Origin of the sequence: Sulfurimonas sp. (assembly GCF_023228785.1) — a bacterium.
Classification (GTDB): Bacteria; Campylobacterota; Campylobacteria; order Campylobacterales; family Sulfurimonadaceae; genus Sulfurimonas.
Map to the genome: position 1 here is coordinate 18525 of NZ_JALOAN010000006.1, position 24770 is coordinate 43294.

The following is a 24770-nucleotide window of genomic DNA, read 5'->3' on the forward strand; positions in this document are numbered from 1 at the left end:
CAATATTATGTTTAATTAATCTCTTTGATATGGCTTCATAATAACTTGTTTGATTAAGATCAAAGCTATTAAGATACTATTGAATTATAATGTACATAAATAAGATTTATAAGAGGCTATTTTATGAAAAAAATATTACTAGTTACTATTTTAGTAACTTCATCTCTATTTGCTCAAACTTCAGATATTGAAACCTTAGCTGTAGAAAAGTGCGGAAGCTGTCATCTCATTGGTGCTATTACGAAAGATAAATTAAATAATATGTCAGCCCCACCATCATGGGCACTGTCTAAAAAAGTAAAAGCTGCATACCCAAATAAAACGGATGCTATAGAATTTATAGTCGAGTATACAATGAGTCCATCAGAAGATAAGATGCTTTTCTCACACAAAACAAAAGAGCGTTTTGGAATAATGCCATCACAAAAAGAGATGATAAGTGAAGATGAATTAAGAGCGGTTGCTGAGTATATAATCGACAACTAGCTTGAGAGAAATGTTTTAAGACTGCTAAGAGGATCTTTTCCCTCAAGCATCTCATAAACTTCTCTTGCTATTGGAAGGTAGAGATCTTTGTTTTTTGCTATTTTATGAAGTGCATAGGCAGTTCCAACTCCCTCTGCTACTTCACCTAATTCTTGAAGTATCTCTGTTTGAGTCTTGCCTTTTGCCAAACCTAGTCCAACACGAAAGTTTCTACTCATTGTTGATGATGCAGTTAAAAAGAGATCCCCTGCACCGCTGAGTCCTACAAAACTCTCTTCCTTTGCGCCGTATTCATAACCAAACCTCTGCATCTCTACTAGTCCACGAGAGATAAGTGAAGCTGCTGCGTTTTTGCCTAGTTCTAAGCCTTCACAAACCCCAGCAGCAATAGCAATAACATTTTTATAAGCACCTGCAACTTCAGCACCCACTACATCTGTAGATGTATATGCCTTAATAAAAGATGGGAAAAAGCTTGCAAATTTATCACTTAGCTCTTCATTTATAGAGTTGATAACTAATGCTGTTGGTAGAGATTTTTGAACCTCAGTTGCAAAAGATGGACCTGAGAGATATGCTATATCTTCATCTCTTACATAATCTTTGTAGATATCATTTAAAAAGAGACCACTTGAGGCTTCTATGCCCTTTGCAGCTACTAAGATCTTCTGACCTTTGTTTATAAAATGCTCTTTTAGCCACAAAGATATCTCTTGAGCTGGGATGGCGATAACGAGATATTTTAGCTCCAAAATCTCTTCTAGTGAGATAAAGTTTTTTATATCCCTTGGAGTTCTAGAAGTGATGAAGACCTCATTTTTCTCACTAAGAGCAAAAGCTAAAGCACTTCCCCATTTTCCAGCTCCGATAACTCCTATTTTAGTCATCTCTATCCAAGCTTAGCTTTTAATATTTCATTGACAGTTTGAGGGTTTGCCGTGCCTTTAGATACTTTCATAACTTGACCAACAAAGAAGCCAAAGAGTTTATCTTTTCCGCCTCTATATTGTTCTACTTTGTCTTGATTTGCAGCCATAATCTCATCACACATAGCTTCAAGTGCTCCTGTATCGCTCACTTGCTTAAGTCCAAGAGCATCTATAACACCATCAACATCAAGATTTTCTTCCATCAATCTATCAAGAACTTCTTTAGCTGCTTTTCCACTTATTGTGTTATCTTCTATTCTCTTAACAAGATGCCCTAATTTCTTTGCATCTACTGGAGAGTTAGTAATATTTACCTCCCCCTTTAAACGACCTTGAAGTTCAACTGTAAGCCATGTAAGAGCATTTTTAGCACTAATGCCCTCCTCCATCATTGTCTCAAAAAAGTGAGCCATTTCTAGGCTTGAAGTTACAACACTAGCGTTATAATCGCTCATGCCATAATCTTTTACAAATCTAGCCATTTTCTCATCTGGAAGCTCTGGGATCTTAGAGTAGATCTCCATCATCTCATCTGTTACTACAGCCTTTAGTAGATCTGGTTCTGGAAAGTAACGATAATCCGCAGCTTCTTCCTTACCACGCATAGATCTAGTCTCTTGCTTTACTTGATCAAAGAGTCTTGTCTCTTGGCATATCTCTTCATCATAAACGCCATCTTCCCAAGCTTCAGTTTGTCTTGCCACTTCAAGCTCGATAGCTCTTTGGATAAATCTAAAACTATTTATGTTTTTAATCTCAACGCGAGTGTATAGTTTTTCATCACCTTTTGGTCTGATTGAGACATTGACATCGACTCTAAAACTACCCTCTTGCATATTTGCATCACCAATATCTAAGTAACGAATGATGGCATGAAGTTTTTTAAGATATAAAATTACTTCCTCAGCACTAGACATATCTGGCTCTGATACGATCTCTAAAAGTGGAGTTCCTGCACGATTTAGATCTACTTTTGAGATCTCACCATCGTGTATATTCTTTCCAGCATCTGCTTCGATATGTGCACGATTTATACGAATGATCTTGTGAGATCCATCTTCAAAATCTATACGCATTTTTCCATGTTCAACTATTGGAGTATATAGTTGTGTGATTTGATAAGCACTTGGAGAGTCTGGATAGAAGTATGACTTTCTATCAAAATAAGATGTTTTATTTATAGTTGCATCTATTGCAGTACCAAGCATTATAGACTTATGCAAAACCTCTTTGTTAAGAACTGGAAGGGCACCTGGGAGTGCTAAACAAGTTGGACAAGTATTTGTATTTTGTTTGTGGTTAAAACTCGTAGGACACGAGCAAAAAAGTTTTGTTTTTGTATTTAGTTGTACATGGACTTCAAGCCCTATAACTACTTCAAACATAGATTTCCTTAAATAGATAATTATCTCTATTTTAGCAAAACTTAGCTTTTACTTCTCATAAATCACAGAAGATAATGCTCTTTTAAAAGCTCAAACTCTACTTTAGTTATAAACTCTTTTTGAAATAACTCTCTTAGTTCGTCTACTCTATCTGCTTTAACTCTATCTTCTGGAATTTTTTCTTTTTTTGGCTTATACGCTCTAGCATGTCTGCTTGAGTATATATATGAGACTATCCCCATAATTCCAAAGACTGTAACAAATAAAATAGCTTCTATATATATGCTATTTAACTCATCTTGACTAACTGTATTTGCATAAAGAGATGAAAATAATATAATAAAGATTGATATAAGTATTTTCATTTTGACTCACTATGATTAAAATATATTTTCTCTAGTAATTCTGTCTGTTTTTTGGATTCTTGCAATTTTTGTCTATTTATAGCAAATGCATCAAGAGCTAAGATCATAAAAAGAGATATAACAACAAAAAGGACTGTGATAAAAAGAGCTACTGAGAAACCTAGAAAAAGAAAGAGTTTAAAAGTTATCAGAGCACCAAAGAGGACTATTGCCCATGATGCTCCAAGCAAAAAGCTTATGATTCTATCGAATTTATCTTTTTGCATATACTTTAGTGTAAAGACCTAGTGCTCTTCAACTGCTATAGCAGAACCGATGTAAACTGTAGTTAGCATCATAAAGATGAAAGCTTGCAAAAATGCCATAAAAGTAAGAAGTGCAAATGGAATTAGTGGAAGTAACCATGGAGCTAACATAAGTATTACCATCAAGAACATATCATCACCTTTTACATTTCCAAAAAGACGGAAACTAAGAGAGATCAAACGAGAGAAGTGAGAAACTATCTCGATTGGAAACATCAACCAGTATAACCACCAAACTGGACCCAAAAAGTGTTTAAAATACTTCACCACTCCTTGACGACGAATACCCTCATAGTTGTAATAAACAAAAACTACTAGTGCTAATGTTAAAGGAAATTCTATGAAAGCTGTTGGAGCTTCAAAACCTGGAATTACCCCTATCAAGTTTGCAATACCTACAAAAAGACCAATCGTCGCAACAAGTGGAACATAACGACGAGCATTCTCAGCTCCCATTACATCTTTACCCATTTGTAAAACGCCAGAAGCGTAAGCTTCCATTAGGTTTTGAGTTCCCTTTGGAACAAGTTGAAGGTTTGACATTGCAACTTTTGCTAGAACTATCGCTAGACCTGCTGCAAGTAGCATGTGTGTTGTATATATAAAGGTCTTATCGTGAGATATTAAACCAAAAAATGTGAATAATTCACCCATAGGTGCACTCCCTGTCTCGTAAAAATTGCATGATTATAATCTAACTAGCATTAAATTATTATAATACCAGCCATTTTCTAGCTACTTCTTTGCTAAATGTGAACTTTTTGCCTTAGGTTTTACATCTTTTGCACTATAATTTTTTCCTGCAATAGATTCTAAAAAAACTGTAGCGTATGAACCTTTAGTAAGAGTAAAAGAGATATTTAAAAGAGTCTCTTTTCTAACATAGTTACACTCTATATCTTTAGGAAAGATAAGTGCATCTCTTCTATATCCTTTATCTTGTAAAAACTCATCATCAAACTCTTTTTCTATCTCTCTTGCTTTATCTCTAGCACGAAAAACATCTCTTCCGCATAGAAGTCCTGTTGGGATGAGTTTCTTAGCCTCGTACTCTCTTATAGGAAGAATTTTTGGAGTTGAGAGTTTGCCTTTTTCATCTACAAAGACATCTCCCTCTATGATTTTAAAAACACTCTCTTTTGCATCTAATGTTAGGTTTATTCTCTCTCTTAGCCACTCGTTAAAAAGCGTACTTTGGTATATGGAGATCAAAAAGCTCTTAAGTTTTGCATCTTCTATAAAAAGCTCCCCGTGTATCATCTCCTTAGCTTGATTTATACTATCTGAATCTCGCCCAAATCTTTGATAACCAAAATAGTTAGGAAGCCCATTTTTTGCGATCTTTCTTGCCACTTTTTCTATACGACCTGCATCTATATTATCTACAAAGTATAAGTTAATACTAAATCTATTTGCACTGAGATCTCCCATACGAATACTTTTAGGATCTCTTATAGTGCTTAGTATTTTTATCTGTTTGTGATGAAACTTCTTTAACATCTTCTCATAGCTCGCATCTACTGAGATATATTGTCTTGTAGTTGCATGCTTGTCTTTTAGCCCTGCATAGCCTATCTTTTGAGCTGGAATTGCCAAATACTCACTAAATATTGCTATCATGTCCCAAGTGGTAAGTTCTACCTTTTGGACATGAAGTATGAGATAATTTCCTTTACCTGTAAAATTTCTTGGTGCTATCTCATCGACCACAAAATCAGTAGGAGTCTGATAAAACTTAAAATTTATCTCGCTATCTACACTGTCTATATATTCTCTTTTTCTCAAATATTTTCCTTTTTTAAACCCTACAATTGTAGTAGTTTCAATCTTTTGTGCGCTTCTTTTATATCGCTAGCTATAGCTTCTTTTAGCTCTCTTTTTGTGTCAAATTTTTTATTGTCTCGTAAGTGTGAAACAAAACTTATCCTAGCTCTATCTCTGCAAATAACTTCGCCATCTAATATATGAGACTCAACAGCAAATGAGCCATCAGTAGTGACTCGGTGTCCCACAAAAGAGACGGATGGATGATAATGCTCATCATCATCTATACGAGTAAGTGTTGCATAAACACCCTCTTTTGGAGTTAAAAAACCTCTAGCATCTATGTTTATAGTAGCTACAAACTCTTTTTTGCCAATACCTTGACCGGCAACGAGTGCTCCATTTATAGTATAGTTATGTCCTAAAAAGTCGTTTGCACCTTTAATATCTCCTATCTTTATCTTTGTTCGGATCTTGTGAGAGTGAATAGAATCACCATCATGAGTCACTTCATCAACCACTTTTACTTCTCCATCAAAGAGATCTCTTAGATCATCAAAGGAGTATTTTCTATCTTTTCCAAAGTGAAAATCATAACCGACTACTATTTTTTGAAGTTTTGTAAATTTCTCTTTTAAAAAAGACACAAACTCATCTGCTTCTAAATGTCGAATATCTTCAAGGTCAATATAGAGGATAGGATAGTGAGAGAAATTTTCTCTCTCTTTTTTAGGTGTGAGATTTGCGTAGCCTGTCTCTATAACTATGATAGTTCCTCTTTCTCCTAGCTCTCTAAAGAGATGTTGATGTCCAATATGCATCCCATCAAAACCACCTATGGCTATAGCTGTACTATCTCTCAAAACTACTCTCCTCTTCTCTTAGTTTTACTTTTGACATATTATTACAATACTCTGAGTTAGTCAATGAGTTTGGATTTTACTTTATGATATAATCATCACAAAAAAGAGACATTTTTTATGAAAAAAAATATAGCTATTAGTATTGGAGATCTAAACGGTGTAGGTATTGAGATAGCCATAAAATCACACAAAGAAGTCTCAAAACTTTGCAATCCCATCTACTGTATAAATAGTAAAATGTTAACTAGGGCATTAGAACTCTTAGATAAAAAAGCTATAAAAGACATGAAACTTCACAGTGTAGATGGAGACTTTAAGATCAAGCCTGGCAAAGTGGATGCAAGCTCTGGCAAATACTCTTATAGCTCTTTTATGAGTGCTATAAAGCTTTGTGAGGAAAAAAAAGCAGATGCAGTTGTAACTCTGCCCATACATAAAGAAGCGTGGATGAAGGCAGGACTAGAGTTTAAAGGTCATACAGATCTACTAAGATCTCATTTCAAGCAAGATGCCATTATGATGCTAGGTTGTAAAGAGATGTTTGTAGCTCTTTTTACTGAGCATATTCCTCTAAAAGAGGTTGCATCTTCTATAAAGTACAAAAAACTAAAAGAGTTTTTCATACATCTAAGTAGATCTATTCCAAAAGAAAAAGTAGCAGTTTTAGCTCTTAATCCTCACGCTGGTGATAATGGTGTCTTAGGTGATGAAGAGTTAAGAATCACAAAAGCAATAAAAAGTGCTAACAAAAAAGTGGGTTTTGAACAGTTTCTAGGTCCACTTGTTCCCGATGTAGCTTTTACTCCTCACACAAGATCTAAGTACAGCTACTTTGTAGCGATGTATCATGATCAAGGTTTAGCACCACTAAAAGCACTTCACTTTGATGAGAGTATAAACATCTCTCTAAACCTTCCAATCATAAGAACTTCAGTAGATCATGGAACTGCTTTTGACATAGCTTACAAGAGCGAAGCAAAAACATTAAGCTACATGAACGCTATAAAAAGTGCCATAGAGTTTGCAAAATAAAGATTAATTAAAGGGATAATAATTATACTTTAAGATAATAAGTGATAAAATTTTACTTATAAAAGGATAAAATTTATCTTTTAATAAAATCTATAAGGAACTTACATGAAAAACATAGTTATTGCAACTCTTGCTACTACAACTCTACTTATGTCTGCATCTCTGCACGATGATGCTAAAGGTGCTGGTCTCAAACCTATCCCTGCTGATAAAGCAGAACTGATGAAAATCATAGACAACCCTAAAAACCCTATAACAGAGGCTAAGGTTAGATTGGGCGAAAAACTATATTTTGACCCTAGACTATCAAAAAGTGGTCTTATTAGCTGTAACTTCTGCCACAACTTAGGCGAAGGTGGAGATGATGGAGTTGAGGCTGCAATTGGACATAAATGGACTGCAAATCCTGATCATGTAAACTCACCAACTGTTTATAATGCAGTTTTTAATGACATCCAATTTTGGGATGGTCGCGCAAAAGATCTAGAAGAACAAGCTCAAGGACCAATGTTAGCACATCCTGAGATGGCATCAACAAGCGAGTTTGTTGAAAAAGTTGTAAAATCTATGCCACAGTATGAGGCTGAATTTAAAGCGGCTTATGGGAAAAATGTAAAGATTACTTTTGCACTAATTGCAGATACTATAGGTCTTTTTGAGAGAACTTTAGTTACTCCTTCTGTTTATGATGACTTCTTAAATGGCGATATTAATGCGCTAAATGCAAAAGAGAAAGATGGACTAAAGACTTTCATAGATGCTGGCTGTGCAACTTGTCATACAGGTATAGGTCTAGGTGGTGCTATGAATATGTTCAATATTACAGGAACTTACAAGCACATGGATGTTGGTGGATTTAAGGGAGATAAAAATGGAATGGTAAGAGTTCCAACTCTAAGAAATATCACTCAAACAGCACCTTACTATCATAATGGTAAGATTTGGAGCTTAAAAGAGGCTATAAAAGAGATGGGTAAAATCCAACTTGGAGCGGATCTGTCTGACAAAGATGTTGCCTCTATTGAAACATTCTTAAAAGCGTTAGAGGGAAGAAAACCAGTGGTTATCTATCCAATGCTTCCAGCTTCAACTGAGAAAACTCCAAAACCAGATATGAACTAAAAAAAGATATAGCAACTACAAAGTTGCTATATCAAAATCTTTACTTAGTTAGTATTACCTCGTTCCCAACGCTCCGCGTGGGAATGCATATATATAAAAAATATACACTCCAACGCAGAGCATTGGAGCGAGAGACAACTTGAAGCATTTTTGCTTCGCATCATACAAAAGTTTAAATATTCTCTCTAGTTAGTATTACAAAGATCAAACTTGATTTTTGTAGAAAAACTTATGCCTACATCGCTCCATGTTTTACCTTCGTGAAGATCGTAACAAGCTTCGTTTATAGAGCTAAGAGCTTTATTTGCGCTAAAGTCTAGTAGATCTATACTTCCCTTTGCACTCAAGTCTCCCTTGTCAAAACTATACTTCATTGGAACTGTTTTGCTAACTCCGTTCATAGTTACTTCTACGCTCATCTGACCAGTTTTTGGTTTACCTCTCATTCTTTTATCTGACTTGATATCAACTATTTTAGCTTTTATCACAGTGTCATTCATTTGTTTAAAGAAAAACTTAACTAAAGTTTCATCTCTACTCTCATGCTTAGAGTTAACGCTTGGAGTCTCTATAACTACACTAGATCCTACTAAAATCTCACGGAAGTTATTCCCTTCTGCAGCCGCTGCTGTATAAGTAACTTTATCAAAAGAACCACCTACTCCAACTTTTTTTGGAGTTTTGTATGCTTCCCAACTAACATTTACACTTCCATCTTGACTTAAGATACAAGAGCCTTTTTTCGTTCCCATTTCATCTGATGCGAAAGAGACACTAACTACTAAAACTAACGATAAAAACAACTTAATCATATTGATTCTCCTTGATGTGTTTGAAGAATTATATCTGTGAATTATAAATTCTTATTAAACTTCGTAGTTTAGTTTTCTTTGCTATACTCCGAATATGAATCCATTATTATTTTTTAGCGCTTTTTTAGGCGTATTTATGCTTATACATGTCTATATATCAAGAAGATTTATCGCCCATCTTGATATAAAATCAACACAAAAATTCTACCTTCGTATCTTTTTATTTGTAAACTTTTTTGGAATCATCGCTTATATGTTAGGACGCTACTATATAGACTTCCCTAACTGGCTCTATTTTCTATTTTCACTTCCTATTGGTGTACTTTTTTTACTCTTTTGTACGGCAATTATTTATGATATTTCAAGGGTCATACTTAAAAAAACAAAAATCTCAAAAAAAAGAAGAGATTTTTTTAAACGCTCACTAGATATCTCATCACTTGCCCTTGCGTCAACTCTAAGTGCAAAGTCCATCTACAATGCAAGTGATATAAAACTTGAAAAAGTAGACATTGAGATAAAAAAACTCAAAAAATCTTATAAAATAGCCCAACTTAGCGACATTCACATAGGTGGTCTTATAGACAGAGCTTTTATAAAAAACATGGTACAAAGAGTAAATGCACTCAATGTAGATCTTGTAGTAATTACTGGAGATCTAGTAGATATTGAGATAATCAAAGCTAGAAATATTTTGGCAGAACTTGGACATCTAAAATCTACTTATGGAACTTTTTTTGTAGTTGGAAATCATGAATATTTTCACGATATAGCCAAGATCATAAAAACACTCAAAGAGCTAAACATTAGAGTTTTAGAAAATGAAAATGTTTATATTGGCGATGAAGATGAGGGCTTTAACTTAGCTGGAGTTTATGATGTTTTTGGATATAGAATAGATATTTATATGCCAGATATAAACAGAGCCTTATGTGAGTTAAAAGATTCACCTACAGTACTTTTAGCACATCAACCACAATATATAGATGAAGTGACTGATAGTGTAGATCTGATGCTAAGTGGTCACACTCATGGAGGACAACTTTTTCCTTTTATGTTTTTAGTAAAACTTCAACAACCTTACATTAGCGGTTTGCATCAGCATAACGATGAGTTGCAGATCTATGTTAACAAAGGCACAGGATTTTGGGGTCCACCTATGCGTTTGTGTGCAAGTAGTGAGATTACAGAGATAACACTAATTCCTAGTTGATTTTTTAAAAAGTATGGTGTTTTTAGAGTTGTGTTTTACAATCTCTAAAGAGAGTTTTTTTCCAAGATATTCAAATGTCTTAAGCGAGAAAAAACCTATATGTGTTACATCTCTAATATAAAACCACTCTAAAAACTCTTCATCATTTTGCGGATGAATGCGAGTCATTAAAAGCAAGTAAGCATCCTCTCTTAAATGTGAACTCAGTTCTTGTAAAACTTCTAATGGATTTTCAAGGTGCTCCACAACTTCAGTTGAGACTATTAAGTCATAATTCTTCTCTTTATAAACTTTTTGTGGGAAGTAAAACAAGTCATATCTATCACATTTTACTCTATTTTTCTCTAGTAAAATAGGTAGAACTTCTCCCTCTCCACAACCAAAATCAAGTGCATCTTCTATCTCTTTTAAAGGTACAAACTCATCTATAAGAGTCTCAAACATCTCAACATATCCATGGCAACTAAAGTTGTTGTCATGTTTGTCGTAGTGAAGCCTCTCGTGAGCCTCATCTATATAAAACTGCTCATCTAAAAAGATATAGTCACACTCATTGCATCTATAGTAATCTTTGCCTGTTTTATGATTTTTTATAAGAGTTGTATTTGAGCTACAGATCTTGCATTTTTTCATGATTATTTCTCTTTAAAATTTAGATCTTTTTGCACTCTTAAAAAAGCCTTTTTAACATCTTCTTTACTTACACTTCCTTCTAGATCTATGTAGTAACTATAAAAAAGAGTTTTGCCTTTATAGAGTTGCATTCTAAGGTAACTAGATGGAAAGTTCGAGAGGATTTTTTTATCTATATTTTGGTTTGAGTTACAAGTTATCGAGGACTTTAGCGAGACTTCTAGCCACTTGTTGCAACTCTTATCAAAGGTGTAGAGTTCTTTAAGTGTAGCTTCTACATCTTTATCAAAAACAACAAGTCTCATACAAGAGATCTCTTCTTTAGCAATTTTTTCATTGAAAATATTGACCATTGCACTATCACTGCATCCTTGTAAAAAGAGAAGGATGAGAAGAAGAAAACTATATGATTGTTTCAATATCAACTAACTCCACACGAGAACAATCTTTTTTAAATAACTTTCTTGATGTCGCATTTTCTTCAGCTAAAACTAAAATATCAGCAAAATCATCTTTTAAAACTTCAAAACTATATAACTCTTTTGCACTCTCAACTAAGAGTGTAGCATCTTTACTATCTGTTGCAAGTTCAATATTTCTCAAACCTTTTGCAAACTCACTTTTAATTGCTTTAGATATTTTTTCATTTAAAAGTAGATCTTGAAGTTTGATGCTTGTATTTAAATCTGATTCGCATAAGATCTTATACGTTACTACTATATTTCCTTCCATAACTGGCTCCTTTATAATAACTTAACCCTCTGACTAATCTATAAACTAGATTCCGTGTCAAGCACGGAATGACGGGACATGTGTCAAGCACTAAATGACGAGACACACGTCATCCTGAACAAGCAAACTTTCATCCTGAACAAACAAACCGTCATCCTGAACAAACAAACCGTCTTCCTGAACAAACAAACCGTCATCCTGAACTTGATTCAGGATCCAACTTAATAATTGCTCAAAGCATTCAACTATCTCTTTTTAAAAATAAGTAGAGTTTTGTCTTTTGTGTCGTAGAGTGAAAATGTTTGCTTGTCTATAAGCTTTAAATTAGCAAGATTTTGAAATGTTTTGATCTTGTGAAAGTACTGAACTATTGTATCTTGATGCTTTATATATTTGTCATTTACTCTCTCTTCATTGAGAAACAGAGTAAATTTTGTGTGTAGTTCATCATTTGCAAACTCTGCATCTACAACTAAAAACTCTTTGTCATTTTCTGCACTCATAGTCCCCTCAGCCACATCGCTAAAGCCATAAAGTGTGTTAATGTCAGCTATGAAGATCCCATCATCGTTGAGTCTTTTTGAGACTGCTTCTAAAAAATCTATAAGCTCATCATGGTTTAAAAAGTTTAAAACATCAAAAATGGCTACTATAGCATCGTAACTTCCCTCTGTTTGGCTAATGTCAATGTGCTGTGCATCTAGTGAGTCAGCTTTGCACTCTTCAACCATTACAGAGCTTAGATCTATGCCCTTACAAGAGACTCCATCGCTTATCATTCTCTTCATAAAACCGCCACGACCACAACCAACATCTAAAAGTGTTTTGATCTTGTAGGAGTCAAGCTCTGAGCGGTAGAGATCGTAAAGAGCTTCTGTTGCTTCTTCTATGCCTAAAAGATGTTCTGCTTTTGCGTATAGATCTAGGTTTGTCATACTATTTAACTTCATCTTGTGTTTTTATGATCTTGTTGATCTTCTCATAGATGCTTAAAACTTCATCTTTTTTAGAGATATATGAGTTTTTATTTGCTATGAGATAGGTAGAAGATGTCATGATATCTTTAACTACTTCTAAACCATTTTGCTTCATTGTAGCACCAGTTTCAACCACATCAACTATCATGTCAGCAAGTCCGATAATAGGAGCTAACTCTATAGATCCATAAAGTTTTATGATGTCTACAGAGACTGCCCTCTCTTCAAAGTAGCGTTTTGTGATATTTACCATCTTTGATGCTACTTTGATATCTGGCTTATCAAGATCTAGCTTTTCGCCCTTTTTCATCCCGATAGCTACTTTACAGATCCCACGTTTAAGATCTAGCAGACGAATAACATCAAGTCCCTGCTCTTCAAGTGTGTCAAGACCTACAACACCGATATCTGCTGCTTGATGATAGACATAGGTAGCGACATCTTGGTTTCTAACGAGTAAAAAACGAAAGTTTGGAGTCTCTAGGATGAGTTTTCTATCATCAAACTTGAAACTCTCACCAAAAATAGTCTCAAATATCTCTAAAGTCTCCTGAGCGATGCGACCCTTTGGAAGTGCTACTGTAAGCATTATCTGCCTTTATATATATAATTATTTTTCGTATTTTATCTAAATGTATCTCAAAGTTTTATAAGCTATGCTATAATTGCCCAAATTTGAAACTAGGAAAAAGCGTGAAGAGACTTATAAATTCTAAACCTTGTCATTGCAACTGCTTTTTCAAAATAAAAACAAGGCTTATACTTTTGTTTAATGTTTTTATACCTAGATGCAAATACTACACACCTTGTTTTGCATTTCGCAGATCTGGCGTACACCCTCCTCTTTAATATCCTTTAAAAATCATCACAAATATAAAAATAACAAATATACTAAAGGATATTGTAATGCAAAAAAATTACATAGTAGGTTTTCCAAGAATTGGGGAGAAAAGAGAACTAAAGAGAGTTTTAGAGAGTTTTTGGGCGAAAAATTGCCCATTTGAAGATGTACTTAAAGTTGCAACTAAGCTAAAGGAGAGACACTGGATCTACCAAAAAGATGCAGCTATTGACTTTATAAGTTCAAATGATTTCTCACTCTATGACAACATCTTAGATACGGCTTTTATGTTAGGTGCAATTCCTAAAAGATTTCGTGAGTTAAAAGGCGAAGAGCTTTACTTTGCAATGGCAAGAGGCACAAAGAGTTGTGTAGCTATGGAGATGACAAAGTGGTTTAACACAAACTACCACTATATAGTTCCTGAACTCTGTAGCTGTGATGAGTACAAACTAGATGCTTCAAAAATTGTAAATGAGTACAAACAAGCAAAAGATCTAGGTATTAAAACAAAGATAAATATTATAGGTCCGATCACATTTTTAGGGTTATCTAAAAGAGTAGATAACAAAGATAATTATGAGCTTTTAAATAAAATTCTTCCTATTTATAGAGAACTTTTAGAAGTGATCACAAAGCTTGATGAGAACATTACTCTACAGATCGATGAGCCTATTTTTGCAAAAGATAGTGATGTAAAAGTGCTAAGCCTTATAAAACCAACTTATGACGCACTTGCAAATGTAAGTAAAAACATAAACATAGTAGTTACAACTTACTTTGAGCACTCAAATGAGGCTACAAAAGTTCTTGTAAATACTCCTATTTGGGGGATTGGTCTTGATTTTTTATATGGGGATGCAAATTTAGAGTCATTAAAGCTAATAGAGAAGAGTTCAAAAAAACTTATAGCTGGAGTGGTTGATGGAAGAAATATCTGGAAAAACGACATTGTTAAAACAGATGCCCTACTTCAAAAAATAGCAAAAGAAGTAGCAAAAGAGAAGATCATCATAAGCACTTCTTGTAGTCTTTTACACTCTCCTTTTACACTAGAGTATGAAGAAAAACTAGATGCAAATATAAAAAATTGGCTTAGTTTTGCAAAAGAGAAACTAGATGAAGTCTCTCTTATATCTAAACTCTTTTTTGACTCTAAAGATGGTTTGAATAAGCAAGAGTTACTTCTTTTAGATGCTAATATAAAAGCAAACGAAGATAGAAAAAGCTCAAATATCATTCATGATGAGGCAGTTACAAAAAGAGTCTCAAATATAGAGAAATTTCAAAGAGATGGCAGATATGAAGAGAGGATAGAACTCCAAAAAGAGCTTTTAGGTTACAGAGATCTTGCCATTACTACCATTGGATCATTTCCACAAACTGCAGAGTTAAGAGAAGCAAGAGCACAGTTTAAAAACTCTTCTCTTACAAAAGAAGCCTATGAGAGCGTTATGAAAGCTTATATAGATGATTGTGTAGCTTTTCAAGAAGAGTGTGGCATTGAGATCTTAGTTCATGGAGAACCTGAGAGAAACGACATGGTTGAGTACTTTGGGGAACAGTTAAAAGGTTACGGTTTTTCACAAAACGGCTGGGTTCAAAGTTACGGTAGCAGATGTGTTAAACCGCCATTTATCTATGGTGATATTAGCAGACCTTATGCGATGACTGTTGGTTGGACAACTTATGCTCAAAGTAAGACAGACAAGATAATCAAAGGTATGTTAACAGGTCCTGTAACTATCTTAAACTGGTCATTTGTTAGAGATGATAAACCAAGAGATGAAGTCTCAAAGCAGATTGCAGTAGCTCTTAGTGATGAGATAGATGACTTGCAAAAGGCAGGAATTAAGATCATACAAGTTGATGAAGCGGCTTTTAAAGAGGGTTATCCTCTACGAGATAAAAATATAAAGATCTATGAAGAGTGGGCGGTTCGTGACTTTAAAATAGCGGTAAGTTCAGCAAAAAAAGAGACACAAATCCACACTCACATGTGTTATAGCGAGTTTAACGACATTATTAAAACCATAGAAGCTATGGATGCAGATGTTATCTCCATAGAGACTGCAAGAAGTGGGAATGAGCTTTTAAAAGTCTTTAAAGAAGTTGGTTACAAACAAGAAGTAGGCCCTGGTGTTTATGATATTCACAGCCCAAGAGTGCCGAGCGTAGAAGAGATTGTAAAGCAGATAAAACTACTTCTTAAAGTTCTACCAAAAGAGCAACTATGGATAAATCCTGATTGTGGTTTAAAAACTAGAAAGTACGAAGAGGTAAAACCAAGTCTTATAAACATGGTAAAAGCTGTTCATATAGTAAGAGATGAGCTAGATATTTAAGCTAAATAGTTTCCTAATTCCCAAGTTTGACTTGGGAATTAAACCAAAAACAACTACTATCTAATCCCAAAATACCATGAAGCTATAGAGAAGTAAATTATTACACCACTAATATCTGCGATCGATGTAATAAGCGGAGCACTAGCTGTCGCTGGATCTAACTTTAGCTTTGTAAACACAAATGGTAGAAGTAAGCCTATAAGACTTCCTACTAAAACGACTATAACCATAGTTGCACAAACCACAAATACAATTTCAGGGGCTCTAAAACTTGCCACTAGTCCAACAGCTAATGCCATTGTACCTCCAAGAAGAAGTGCCACACCTATCTCTTTTGCTATAAGCTTGTACCAGTCGGTTAGTTTGACATCTCCAATGGCTAAAGAGCGAATCATCAGCGTTGCCGATTGCGAGCCTGCATTTCCTCCACTGTCTATTAGAAGTGGTAAAAAGAAAACTAAAGCTACCATTGACTCTATAAGTGTTTCAAAACTAGCAAGTGCCGCACCTGAGAAAATATTCATAAAAACAAGTGCTACAAGCCAAACTATTCTCTTTTTATAGAGATTAAAAATTCTCTCTTTTAGTGGATTGCTAATAGCTTCTGAAAAAGAACCAAATTTTTGAAAGTCTTCGGTTGACTCTTCTTCTGCAACATCCATAATATCATCGATAGAGACTATACCAAGTATTATTCCATCAGCATTTAAAACAGGAAGCGCTACCCTATCGTAATCTTGAAATATTCTAATGGCTTTTTCTTGATCATCCATCGCATTTAAAGCTATAAAATGATAATCAAGAAGCTCCTCAATTTTTTGTGTAGGCGATGCTAATAGTAACTCTTTAATGTGAACTTCATCTATAAATTTTTGCTTCTCATCAACAACATAGATCACATTTAAAGTTTCAGAATCTTGTCCATACTTTCTTATATGAGAAAAAGCTTCTTCTACACTATATTCAGACTTTATCGCAACATATTTGGGCGTCATTAAACGCCCAATGCTATCCTCTGGATAATTAAGAAGCTGTATCGCTATTGTTTGTTCTTTTGGAGATAAAAAATCAATAAGTTTTTGAGTTATCTCATCTGGAAGCTTATCAAAAAATGTAGTTCTATCATCTGGATCCATCTCATTTAGTAAGATAGAAAATTTATGATTTTTTTGCTCTAATTTTTTGATAATTTTATACTGTTTATCATAAGAAAGAAGAGAAAAAACTTCTTTTGTTTGTGCTCTATTTAAAAGTCTAAAGAGGATTATTTCATTATCGTCATCTCTATCTTCAATAAGTTTTGCAAGTTTAAAAGAGTCGTGTTCTGCTAGTAAGTGTCTAAGCTTTTTAAACTCCTTATAAAGTAAAAGTTCATCAATTTCACGGTTGAATTGTTCCATAATTCCCCTTTTAAAAGTAAGTAAATTAAGTTTTGAATCTTATCCAATTTAACACCCATTAAAGTTTTAAATTACTTTTTAAGAGATAACTCATAAACAAAGTTCATATAAATAAGCTATTTTTTATTTTTTACCTTATTTTAACTATATTTTAATTATACTTACTTATGATTTTTAAAAGGTAAGGTTATGATTAAAAATGTTTTTATACTCTCTTTATTACTATTTTTTGCTGCTTGTAGCGAAAAACCTCTAACTCAAAACTTAGATGGCAAAGCACTTCTTGAGTCAAAATGCGCATCTTGTCATGACATAAATATGCCACCTAAAATTTCAGACAACGAATTGGCTCCGCCTATAATGGCAGTCTCTTTTCATGTACATAACTTTGTAAAACCTACAGATGAAAGTCAAAGAACTTCAAAAGCTATAGAGTTTGTTACAGACTATATCTTCAACCCATCACTAAAAAAGTCTTTTTGTGATGAAGATAGTCTTGAGAGATATGGTCTTATGCCATCTCAAAAAAACAAACTAACAAAAGATGAAGCAAAAGCTATTGCTTTGTACATGTTTACAAATTTTACTCAAGAAAATCTTATAGTTATCCAAAAAAAACAAGCAGCTTTTGATGCACTCGATGCTGGTGAGAAAATAGCCATAAAACACAGATGTTTAGGATGCCACGGAGTTAATATAAAAAAAGTTGGACCATCACTTGTTGAAATAGCAGACAAATACTCACAAAACAAAGATGAGATCATAAAAAGCATAAGAAATGGAAGCAAAGGAATCTGGTCAAAAGGTGCTGTTATGCCAGCTTTTGAGAAGATGGAAGATGAGGAGTTAGAGATCTTAACTGAGTGGATTTTAAAAACTAATAAAAGTTAAAAATGATCTTTTGCATACCTTTAAAAACCAAGTGCTCATCGACTCTTGCCTCTTTAAAGATCTTAGTAAACTTTTGTGCATCTCCGCCAGTTAAAATTATCTCCATTTTGTGTGAGACAACTTCACAGTAGAGAGTTTTTAGGTAGCCATAAGTAATCGCATCTTGTGAGTTTTTTGGTAGTTTTTCTAGGTCAATATCAAAGTTAAACTCATAGTCTAATGCGTTTGAGATCTTTTTGTAAGTTTGGCTCATCGCACTTACTCCAGCGTAGATAAAACCACCCTCAAATACACCACCCCTTTTAACATCCACAGTTATGGCACTTCCTGCATCTATGATGATGCCGCTCTCTATGGCTTCAAGAGCCATCATTCTATCTACGCCCATAGTCTTGTAGTATTTTGTTTTGTCTAAATGACTTGAGATCTCTATCCAGTTTGGTAGATTTTTTAGTTTTACTTCTACTTTTTTGTTAACACTTATGTAGTAAATTTTATGTTTAACCTCACTTGGATCAAATCTCTTTACATCTTTTTTAAAACTATCAAACTCAGATAAAAAATGATACGAAGTATTGCCAATATCACACAAAAGCATCAGTAGATCTTCCAGCCCTTAGCACTTAATGCTTCTTTTGCTTTTGAGCAAAGTGGTGCATCTATAAAGAGAATTTTATGTTTAAAATTATGTTCAAAATAAACAGAAAGCTTTTCATAGATCTCTTCAAATTTATGCACATCTTTCATAAGAACCCTGCTCTTTTGACTTATGGCAAAAATAGCCCAAAAATAGCCTCTAATATCAGTAGCCTTATATATCTTTATCTTATTTCTAATGCCAAGCTCTTTTGGAGGAACGTCTTGCATCTTTTTATAAATCTTACCCTTTAGTCTTAGGGCATCTACTAAGGTTTGCATATCTGTCATTAGCCTTTTTTAAGTAGTATTTTAACCAAATCTACATTAAAGACTCTTGCTCCTTTAAAGGTAACTATTTATTACAAACTTAATTATTATTAATCTTATAAATAAGTCAATATACAAAAAAGAAATATATGTTATAATCTAGACTTAATCAATTTATAATAACAAATGAAGGAAATATGCTGATGAAAAAAACGCTTAGTGTGCTACTTTTAGCACTAGCTTTAAACGCTTCTGATATTGGCATCTCAAAGGCTTTAACTCTCGATGAAGCCATAGAGATCTTAAAATCGAAGAACTTAGAGATCAAGAGTGCATCGCTAGATGTTGACTCGGCTAAAGTAGAAGTTAAAACTGCAAGTGGCAACCACTGGGGTAAGTTAGACTTTATACAAGACTTTGCAAACTCAAATGATGCTGGAAATGTGTTTGGATTTAAACTCGCTTCAAGAGAAGCTGACTTTGCTGCTTTTGGGTTTGATGAGTTTTTGGGATGGATGAATGGTGGTATGAATGGAGATGTTTTAAGCATTCAACCAAACAAATTAAACTACCCAGAATCAAGAAACTTTTTTCAAAGTAAACTAAAGTATGAAGTTCCTCTCTTTACTGGTTTTCAGATCTCTAGCTATGTTGAAATTATGGAGTCTATGTCTAAGATGAAGGGCTTAGAAAAAGAGCAAGTTATAAACGAGCAGATCTACCAGATCAGAAAGAGCTTTTATGACATGGCATTACTTCGTAGCTCTACTAAAAACCTAGAGAAAATTCTCTCAAATATAGAGACACTAGAAAACATGACAGAGGAGATGATAGCAGTAGGTTATGCAAAAAAAGTAGATCTCCTTGAAGTTCAAGCCAAAAAAGGAAATGTAGAGAGACTTTTGCTTCAGATGAAATCAAATCAAGAGTTGCTCTATCACTACATAAGTTTTTTGCTAAATGAAAAGGTCAAAAACATAACTACTACTGTATCAGATGTAGAGATGCCACAACTTAGTAATAGCGATATTTTAAATAACAATCTTGATATTAAAAGAGCTACAACAGGATTAGAAGTTCGCCAAAGTATGTTAGATCTCTCTAAAGCTTCTTACTACCCGATGATTGGAGCTTTTGCGGAGATCTCAACTGCTGATGATACATTTTTAGGTGACGCAGATGACCACAAAGCCTACACAGTTGGAGCAAGACTCTCTTGGAATATATTCAATGGTGGCATAGATGGAGCAAATATTGAAAAATCTCGTATCGAGAAGTTAAAGACAAAGACTCAAGTAGAGTTAGCAAAAAAAGGTATAACTCTAAAGGTAGATAAGATAAGAACTGAGATAGAGACTTATAACTTAGAGATTAGTTCACTACACAAAGAGCTGACACTTGCAAACGAGATATACAAAAACTACGAAGGTAGATATAGAGAAAAACTTACATCTATGAGCGATGTTATTATCAAGCAATCTGAACAAATTCAAAAAATATTAGAGCTACAAATGGCAAAAAACAAAAGAAATGAACGAATTTTTGCACTAGAAAAATTAGCAAATGGAGAAAATAGATAATGATAAGCAATAAATTGCAATGCATAAAACAACTAAATGGTTTTAGTAAAAAACTTTTAATACTAATGGCAATATCAGCATCACTTATCGCTGAGACACTTACCCTCTCAGGAAGCGTTATCTCAGATAACCAAAAGATGATTACCAGCCGTTTTATGGGCTTTGTAACTCAAGTAAATGTGAGCGAAGGAGAGAGAGTTACAAAAGATCAGATCCTCTACTCTATAGACTCAAGAGAGATAGACTCAGCAAAAAGACAAGCTGAGCTTAGCCTTCAAATGTACCAAAACCAATACTCAAATGTCGTACTAAACCTAGATAGATATAAAAGACTTCTAGCTCAAGATATGGTCTCAAAATATGAGGTAGAAAACCTAGAATTAGCTGCACTAAATCTTCAAAATATGGTCTCCATTGCAAAAGCAAGACTTCAAGAGGTGCAAAATCAATATAGATACTTAAATGTAAAAGCACCAAATGCAGGTGTAGTAGTCTCTAAAAATATCAAAGTGGGAGAGATGGCAATGCCTGGGATGCCAGCTATTGTTCTTTCAGATCTAAGTAGCCTTAAAATCACTGCTGAAATAGCTGAGAATGATCTAAGTCGCATCCATCATGGCAAAAAGGTCATAGTTAAAATTCCATCTATTGGGATAAACAGCATTGGAGAAGTAACCGCCATCATTCCAAGTTCAAACCCAATGACACATACTTTTAAAATAAAAGTTTCATTTAAAAGCAACAGCAAGTCAGTTTACCCTGGTATGTACGCTACTCTAGAGATAAACTAAGGTGAAATTATGAAGAGTTTAAAACCTTATGAGCCTAGTGATTGGGCTGGAAAACTTGCACGTGGATTTTTAAGGAATCCTCTTACAGTTGTACTTGGAATTTTTTTGCTAGCTATTGGATATCTTTCACTTATGATAATGCCAAGAGAAGAAAACCCTCAAATGGTAGTGAGTGGATCTACTGTTATTGTTGCACTTCCAGGAGCTAGTGCCGCTGAGATCCAAAAAGTTATAGTTCAGCCCCTAGAGAGAAAGCTAAAAGAGGTAAAGGGAGTTGAGCATATCTATGGAACTGCTATGGATAATGTTGGTGTGGTAAACGCTGCGTTTTACATAGGAGAGGAGAAAGAGAACTCAAATCTAAAGATCTATGACAAGATCATGCAAAATTCAGATATCTTTCCAAAAGGAGCGATGAATCCCATCATTAAACCTCTTGATATAGATGTAGATATTCCTATAGTCTCAGTTGCGTTTTACTCAAACAACAAAGAGATGAGCAAGACTGAGCTTTATGATAGAGTCAAGAAAATACAACATCACATAAATGGCCTTGAGAATGTTGCTGTCACGGAGCTAAAGGGTGGAAATAAAACTCAGTTTAACATAGAAGTAGATCTCTATAAACTCTCAGGCTACAACTTATCTATGGGACAAATTGTTCAAGCTGTCCAATCTCTCTCATACAGCGTTCCAGCAGTTAAAAACCGCACTGATGATAACAAGATCATTATGGTTGGCGTAAAAAATGCAATTGAAGATGCAAAAGATATAGAAAACATTATAGTAGCCCAGTACATGGGCTCAACTATCCATCTAGGTCAAGTTGCAAAAGTTGAGAAGTCTTATGATATTCAAAACTTCAAATCTGTTCAAATAAGTCTAAGAGATGATAGCGGAGAATTTACCTCTCTTAGAGATCAAGTAACTCTAACAGTATCTAAACTCCAAGGTACAAATGCGGTGGTAATTGCAGATGCTGTAAAGAGTGAGCTTGAGACTTACAAGTCACTTCTTCGTGAAAATGGCATAAGCTATGTCATAACAAGAAATGATGGTCAAAGAGCAAACGAAGCTGTAAATGAACTTGTTTTTCACCTTATTTTATCCATTATTATTATCGCAATATTACTGGCTTTAGTTCTTGGTTGGAGAGAGTCACTTATAGTTACTTTTACTGTCCCTGCCATCTTAGCTATTACTCTTTTTGTAGCCTACTTAACAGGTCAAACTATAAATAGAATAACACTCTTTGCATTTTTACTCTCACTAGGACTCTTAGTTGATGCTGCAATTATTGTTATAGAGAACATTCATAGACACTACTATGATAAAGCATCTGCTCATTGTAATGCAGATGACTTGATGGTTCGCGCAACTGATGAGATAGGACCGCCTACAAACATCGCAACACTAGCTATCATTATGACCATGGTTCCTATGGCTTTTGTTGGGCAGATGATGGGTCAGTTTATGAAGCCCATCCCTGCAAATGTTCCTGTGGCACTCATAGCATCTCTATTTGTCGCATATATCTTTACACCTTATCTAGCTCTTAGGATGTTAAAGCGACCAGATTTTTCTAAAAAAGGAGAGCATTAATGTTTAAAAAGTTTGAAAATGCAGTAAAAAAAGGCATAGAGAGTTCAACTCAAAGAAAATTTATACTATTTGCAACTTTAATAGCTTTTATACTCTCAGTCCTTATGATTGCTCCTTCTAAAATGGTTCTTGCAAAGATGTTACCAGGGAAGAATAACGACACTTTTACCATCTACACAACTCTAGCAAATGGAAGCTCTGTAGAGCAAACTAAACATGTGACTGATTGTGTTGTTGGTGAGATTCATAAAGAGAGTGAAGTCTTAGATATAGAGGTATTTTTAGGTATGGGAGCGCCTCTTGATTTTGCAGGACTTATCAAAGGTTCACACTTTAAAAATAGTGAGCATGAGGCTGAGATAGTTTTAAACCTTACAAAAAAACATGACAGGAGTGAACCATCTTATATGATGGTTCAACGCATCCGACCTCTTATTATAAAAAATTGTGAGTCAATCTATGAAGATACTGTTATAACTTTTGTAGAGCCACCAGCAGGACCTCCTGTTTTAGCAGCTGTTGTTGCTGAGATCTATGGTAGCGATGCTGATGGTATCAGAGAACTTGCAAACAGAGTTAGTGAAGTCTTTAAAAGAACTGATGGCTTAGTAGATGTAGATGTTATGCAAGATGATATTTACGACACTTATGAGATCCAAGTAAATAGTACAAAAATAGCTCGTTCAGGTGTAAGTGTAAAACAGTTAAATGAGATCATCTACTTAGCATTTGAGGGAATGGAGATTAGCGTTAAGAACTCTGATGTTTATAACGATCAGATCTCGATCTATCTTTCACTAAGCAGAGAGTCAAAAAGATTCTCTTCAAAAGAATTAAGCTCTGTAAGAGCTAAACTCTCATCTCTAAAACTTATGAATGCTCAAGGAATGATGATTCCCATCACTGAGTTAGTAAGCATAGTTCCTAAAAAGTCAAATCCACTTATCATGAGTAAAAATCTGCATCAGATGACTAATGTTGTAGCTGAGACAGACATGGTCTCGCAAGTCTATCCTCTTATGGAAGCTAGAAATGTCATCATTGATACTTTTAGTGACAAGTATTTGATTGAGAAAATTGGTCTTTTTAACTTAACACTAACAGATAAAGAGAGTAAAAATGTTTATACACTCCTTTGGGATGGAGAGATGGAAGTAACCCTTGACACATTTGTGGAGCTTGGAGCTGCTTTTATCGCTGCACTTGTTTTGATATTTCTGTTAATGGTCATCTATTATAAAAGCTATACGCTAAGTGGCATCATCCTCTTAGGTTCTTTTTTATCTATCATCGGAGTTATTGTCGGTCACTGGATTATGGATATCTTTACAACAGATACTTTTTTCCTAACTGCAACTTCACTTATAGGCTTTATCGCTCTTATAGGAATTAGTTCAAGAAACTCTCTACTTCTTATAGACTTTACAAAGTCACTTATGGATGAGAAAGAAATGTCAAAAGCCGATGCCATAGCTCACGCTGCTGCAACTCGTGCAAAACCAATCTTTCTAACTGCAGCTGCAATTATCCTCGCATCCACACTTCTAGCTGGAGATGCAGTCTTTGGAGGACTTGGAGTTGCACTTATATTTGGAACTATAGCAGCAGTTGTGGCTTCGCTCATAGTTGTCCCCGTTCTTTTATATAACGCAGATCTAGAGAGACACTTTAACTTAGATAAGTAGTATATAACTTCCATCTCGCTCCCATGCTCTACGTGGGAGTGAAAAAATCTTTTATTTTACTCTTTATATATAGAAACTATTTAGGTATTATATATCCTTGAAACAATTTAT

The 24770-nt window shown here is 34.5% G+C and carries 26 protein-coding genes; 10 read left to right on the forward strand and 16 right to left on the reverse strand.

The window, feature by feature from the left end:
• Window positions 1–123: 123 nt before the first annotated feature.
• Complete coding sequence (locus tag M0Q24_RS02450; RefSeq protein WP_295046752.1) at window positions 124–486, forward strand: c-type cytochrome; 363 nt, start codon at window positions 124–126, stop codon at window positions 484–486.
• Here the strand turns inward: M0Q24_RS02450 and M0Q24_RS02455 are convergent.
• The 7 genes from M0Q24_RS02455 to M0Q24_RS02485 form a co-directional block, all read right to left on the reverse strand.
• Window positions 483–1373, reverse strand: a complete 891-nt coding sequence (locus tag M0Q24_RS02455) for an NAD(P)H-dependent glycerol-3-phosphate dehydrogenase (protein ID WP_295046754.1) — start codon at window positions 1371–1373, stop codon at window positions 483–485. The genes M0Q24_RS02450 and M0Q24_RS02455 overlap by 4 nt on opposite strands.
• Before the next feature lie 2 nt (window positions 1374–1375).
• Window positions 1376–2800, reverse strand: a complete 1425-nt coding sequence (gene gatB, locus M0Q24_RS02460; RefSeq protein WP_295046757.1) for an Asp-tRNA(Asn)/Glu-tRNA(Gln) amidotransferase subunit GatB — start codon at window positions 2798–2800, stop codon at window positions 1376–1378.
• A 62-nt stretch (window positions 2801–2862) separates the two neighbouring features.
• Window positions 2863–3165, reverse strand: a complete 303-nt coding sequence (locus M0Q24_RS02465; protein WP_295046760.1) for a hypothetical protein — start codon at window positions 3163–3165, stop codon at window positions 2863–2865.
• Window positions 3162–3431, reverse strand: a complete 270-nt coding sequence (locus M0Q24_RS02470) for a hypothetical protein (protein ID WP_295046763.1) — start codon at window positions 3429–3431, stop codon at window positions 3162–3164. The genes M0Q24_RS02465 and M0Q24_RS02470 overlap by 4 nt, the downstream gene beginning before the upstream one ends.
• Window positions 3432–3449: 18 nt before the next feature.
• Window positions 3450–4124 carry a F0F1 ATP synthase subunit A gene (locus M0Q24_RS02475; RefSeq protein WP_295046765.1) on the reverse strand — a complete coding sequence of 225 codons (675 nt, stop codon included), beginning with the start codon at window positions 4122–4124 and terminating at the stop codon, window positions 3450–3452.
• Window positions 4125–4205: 81 nt separating this feature from the next.
• Window positions 4206–5255: a tRNA pseudouridine(13) synthase TruD gene (locus M0Q24_RS02480; RefSeq protein WP_295046768.1), complete on the reverse strand. Its 1050-nt coding sequence runs from the start codon at window positions 5253–5255 to the stop codon at window positions 4206–4208.
• A gap of 20 nt (window positions 5256–5275) precedes the next feature.
• Window positions 5276–6097, reverse strand: a complete 822-nt coding sequence (locus tag M0Q24_RS02485) for a bifunctional riboflavin kinase/FAD synthetase (protein WP_295046770.1) — start codon at window positions 6095–6097, stop codon at window positions 5276–5278.
• A gap of 117 nt (window positions 6098–6214) precedes the next feature.
• Here M0Q24_RS02485 and pdxA point away from each other — a divergent pair, with 117 nt between their 5' ends.
• A complete protein-coding gene (gene pdxA / locus M0Q24_RS02490; protein ID WP_295046772.1) occupies window positions 6215–7129 on the forward strand; it encodes a 4-hydroxythreonine-4-phosphate dehydrogenase in 915 nt (304 codons plus the stop codon).
• A 105-nt stretch (window positions 7130–7234) separates the two neighbouring features.
• Window positions 7235–8251 (forward strand): cytochrome-c peroxidase, encoded by a 1017-nt coding sequence (locus M0Q24_RS02495; RefSeq protein ID WP_295046775.1) that lies wholly within the window; start codon window positions 7235–7237, stop codon window positions 8249–8251.
• 185 nt (window positions 8252–8436) lie between these two features.
• On the opposite strand, the gene M0Q24_RS02500 is transcribed toward M0Q24_RS02495, so the two are convergent.
• The gene (locus M0Q24_RS02500; protein WP_295046778.1) at window positions 8437–9063 is read right to left on the reverse strand and encodes a YceI family protein; all 627 of its coding nucleotides are present in this window, start codon (window positions 9061–9063) and stop codon (window positions 8437–8439) included.
• Between the two features lie 136 nt (window positions 9064–9199).
• Here M0Q24_RS02500 and M0Q24_RS02505 point away from each other — a divergent pair, with 136 nt between their 5' ends.
• The gene (locus M0Q24_RS02505; protein ID WP_295046780.1) at window positions 9200–10276 is read left to right on the forward strand and encodes a metallophosphoesterase; all 1077 of its coding nucleotides are present in this window, start codon (window positions 9200–9202) and stop codon (window positions 10274–10276) included.
• Here the strand turns inward: M0Q24_RS02505 and M0Q24_RS02510 are convergent.
• The 5 genes from M0Q24_RS02510 to hisG all read right to left on the reverse strand — a co-directional run bounded on the left by M0Q24_RS02510 (window position 10262) and on the right by hisG (window position 13207).
• A complete protein-coding gene (locus M0Q24_RS02510; protein ID WP_295046783.1) occupies window positions 10262–10909 on the reverse strand; it encodes a class I SAM-dependent methyltransferase in 648 nt (215 codons plus the stop codon). The genes M0Q24_RS02505 and M0Q24_RS02510 overlap by 15 nt on opposite strands.
• 2 nt (window positions 10910–10911) lie before the next feature.
• Window positions 10912–11262, reverse strand: a complete 351-nt coding sequence (locus tag M0Q24_RS02515) for a hypothetical protein (protein ID WP_295046785.1) — start codon at window positions 11260–11262, stop codon at window positions 10912–10914.
• Between the two features lie 49 nt (window positions 11263–11311).
• Window positions 11312–11641, reverse strand: a complete 330-nt coding sequence (locus M0Q24_RS02520; RefSeq protein ID WP_295046788.1) for a hypothetical protein — start codon at window positions 11639–11641, stop codon at window positions 11312–11314.
• Window positions 11642–11886: 245 nt separating this feature from the next.
• Entirely contained in the window at window positions 11887–12591 is a 705-nt protein-coding gene (locus M0Q24_RS02525; RefSeq protein ID WP_295046791.1) for a class I SAM-dependent methyltransferase, read from the reverse strand.
• Window positions 12578–13207 carry an ATP phosphoribosyltransferase gene (hisG, locus tag M0Q24_RS02530; protein ID WP_295046794.1) on the reverse strand — a complete coding sequence of 210 codons (630 nt, stop codon included), beginning with the start codon at window positions 13205–13207 and terminating at the stop codon, window positions 12578–12580. Before hisG ends, M0Q24_RS02525 begins: the two co-directional genes overlap by 14 nt.
• Before the next feature lie 317 nt (window positions 13208–13524).
• Here hisG and metE point away from each other — a divergent pair, with 317 nt between their 5' ends.
• Window positions 13525–15804, forward strand: coding sequence for a 5-methyltetrahydropteroyltriglutamate--homocysteine S-methyltransferase (gene metE / locus M0Q24_RS02535; protein ID WP_295046798.1), 2280 nt, complete (start codon window positions 13525–13527; stop codon window positions 15802–15804).
• A 56-nt stretch (window positions 15805–15860) separates the two neighbouring features.
• On the opposite strand, the gene mgtE is transcribed toward metE, so the two are convergent.
• Entirely contained in the window at window positions 15861–17204 is a 1344-nt protein-coding gene (gene mgtE, locus M0Q24_RS02540; RefSeq protein WP_295046801.1) for a magnesium transporter, read from the reverse strand.
• 189 nt (window positions 17205–17393) lie between these two features.
• Between mgtE and M0Q24_RS02545 the strand changes: the two genes are divergently transcribed.
• Window positions 17394–18095 carry a c-type cytochrome gene (locus M0Q24_RS02545; protein ID WP_295046804.1) on the forward strand — a complete coding sequence of 234 codons (702 nt, stop codon included), beginning with the start codon at window positions 17394–17396 and terminating at the stop codon, window positions 18093–18095.
• On the opposite strand, the gene M0Q24_RS02550 is transcribed toward M0Q24_RS02545, so the two are convergent.
• Together M0Q24_RS02550 and M0Q24_RS02555 are read right to left on the reverse strand one after the other, a co-directional pair.
• The gene (locus tag M0Q24_RS02550) at window positions 18082–18693 is read right to left on the reverse strand and encodes a type III pantothenate kinase (RefSeq protein WP_295046807.1); all 612 of its coding nucleotides are present in this window, start codon (window positions 18691–18693) and stop codon (window positions 18082–18084) included. The genes M0Q24_RS02545 and M0Q24_RS02550 overlap by 14 nt on opposite strands.
• On the reverse strand, window positions 18693–19013 hold the full coding sequence (locus M0Q24_RS02555) for a hypothetical protein (RefSeq protein ID WP_295046810.1): 321 nt from the start codon (window positions 19011–19013) through the stop codon (window positions 18693–18695). Before M0Q24_RS02555 ends, M0Q24_RS02550 begins: the two co-directional genes overlap by 1 nt.
• Window positions 19014–19204: 191 nt before the next feature.
• Here M0Q24_RS02555 and M0Q24_RS02560 point away from each other — a divergent pair, with 191 nt between their 5' ends.
• From M0Q24_RS02560 to M0Q24_RS02575, 4 genes are read left to right on the forward strand one after another with little or no spacing between them, the layout of a single operon-like run.
• Complete coding sequence (locus M0Q24_RS02560; protein WP_295046812.1) at window positions 19205–20581, forward strand: TolC family protein; 1377 nt, start codon at window positions 19205–19207, stop codon at window positions 20579–20581.
• Window positions 20581–21372: an efflux RND transporter periplasmic adaptor subunit gene (locus tag M0Q24_RS02565; RefSeq protein ID WP_295046815.1), complete on the forward strand. Its 792-nt coding sequence runs from the start codon at window positions 20581–20583 to the stop codon at window positions 21370–21372. The genes M0Q24_RS02560 and M0Q24_RS02565 overlap by 1 nt, the downstream gene beginning before the upstream one ends.
• Before the next feature lie 9 nt (window positions 21373–21381).
• Complete coding sequence (locus tag M0Q24_RS02570; RefSeq protein ID WP_295046818.1) at window positions 21382–22974, forward strand: efflux RND transporter permease subunit; 1593 nt, start codon at window positions 21382–21384, stop codon at window positions 22972–22974.
• The gene (locus M0Q24_RS02575; protein WP_295046821.1) at window positions 22974–24659 is read left to right on the forward strand and encodes an efflux RND transporter permease subunit; all 1686 of its coding nucleotides are present in this window, start codon (window positions 22974–22976) and stop codon (window positions 24657–24659) included. Before M0Q24_RS02570 ends, M0Q24_RS02575 begins: the two co-directional genes overlap by 1 nt.
• Window positions 24660–24770: the final 111 nt, after the last annotated feature.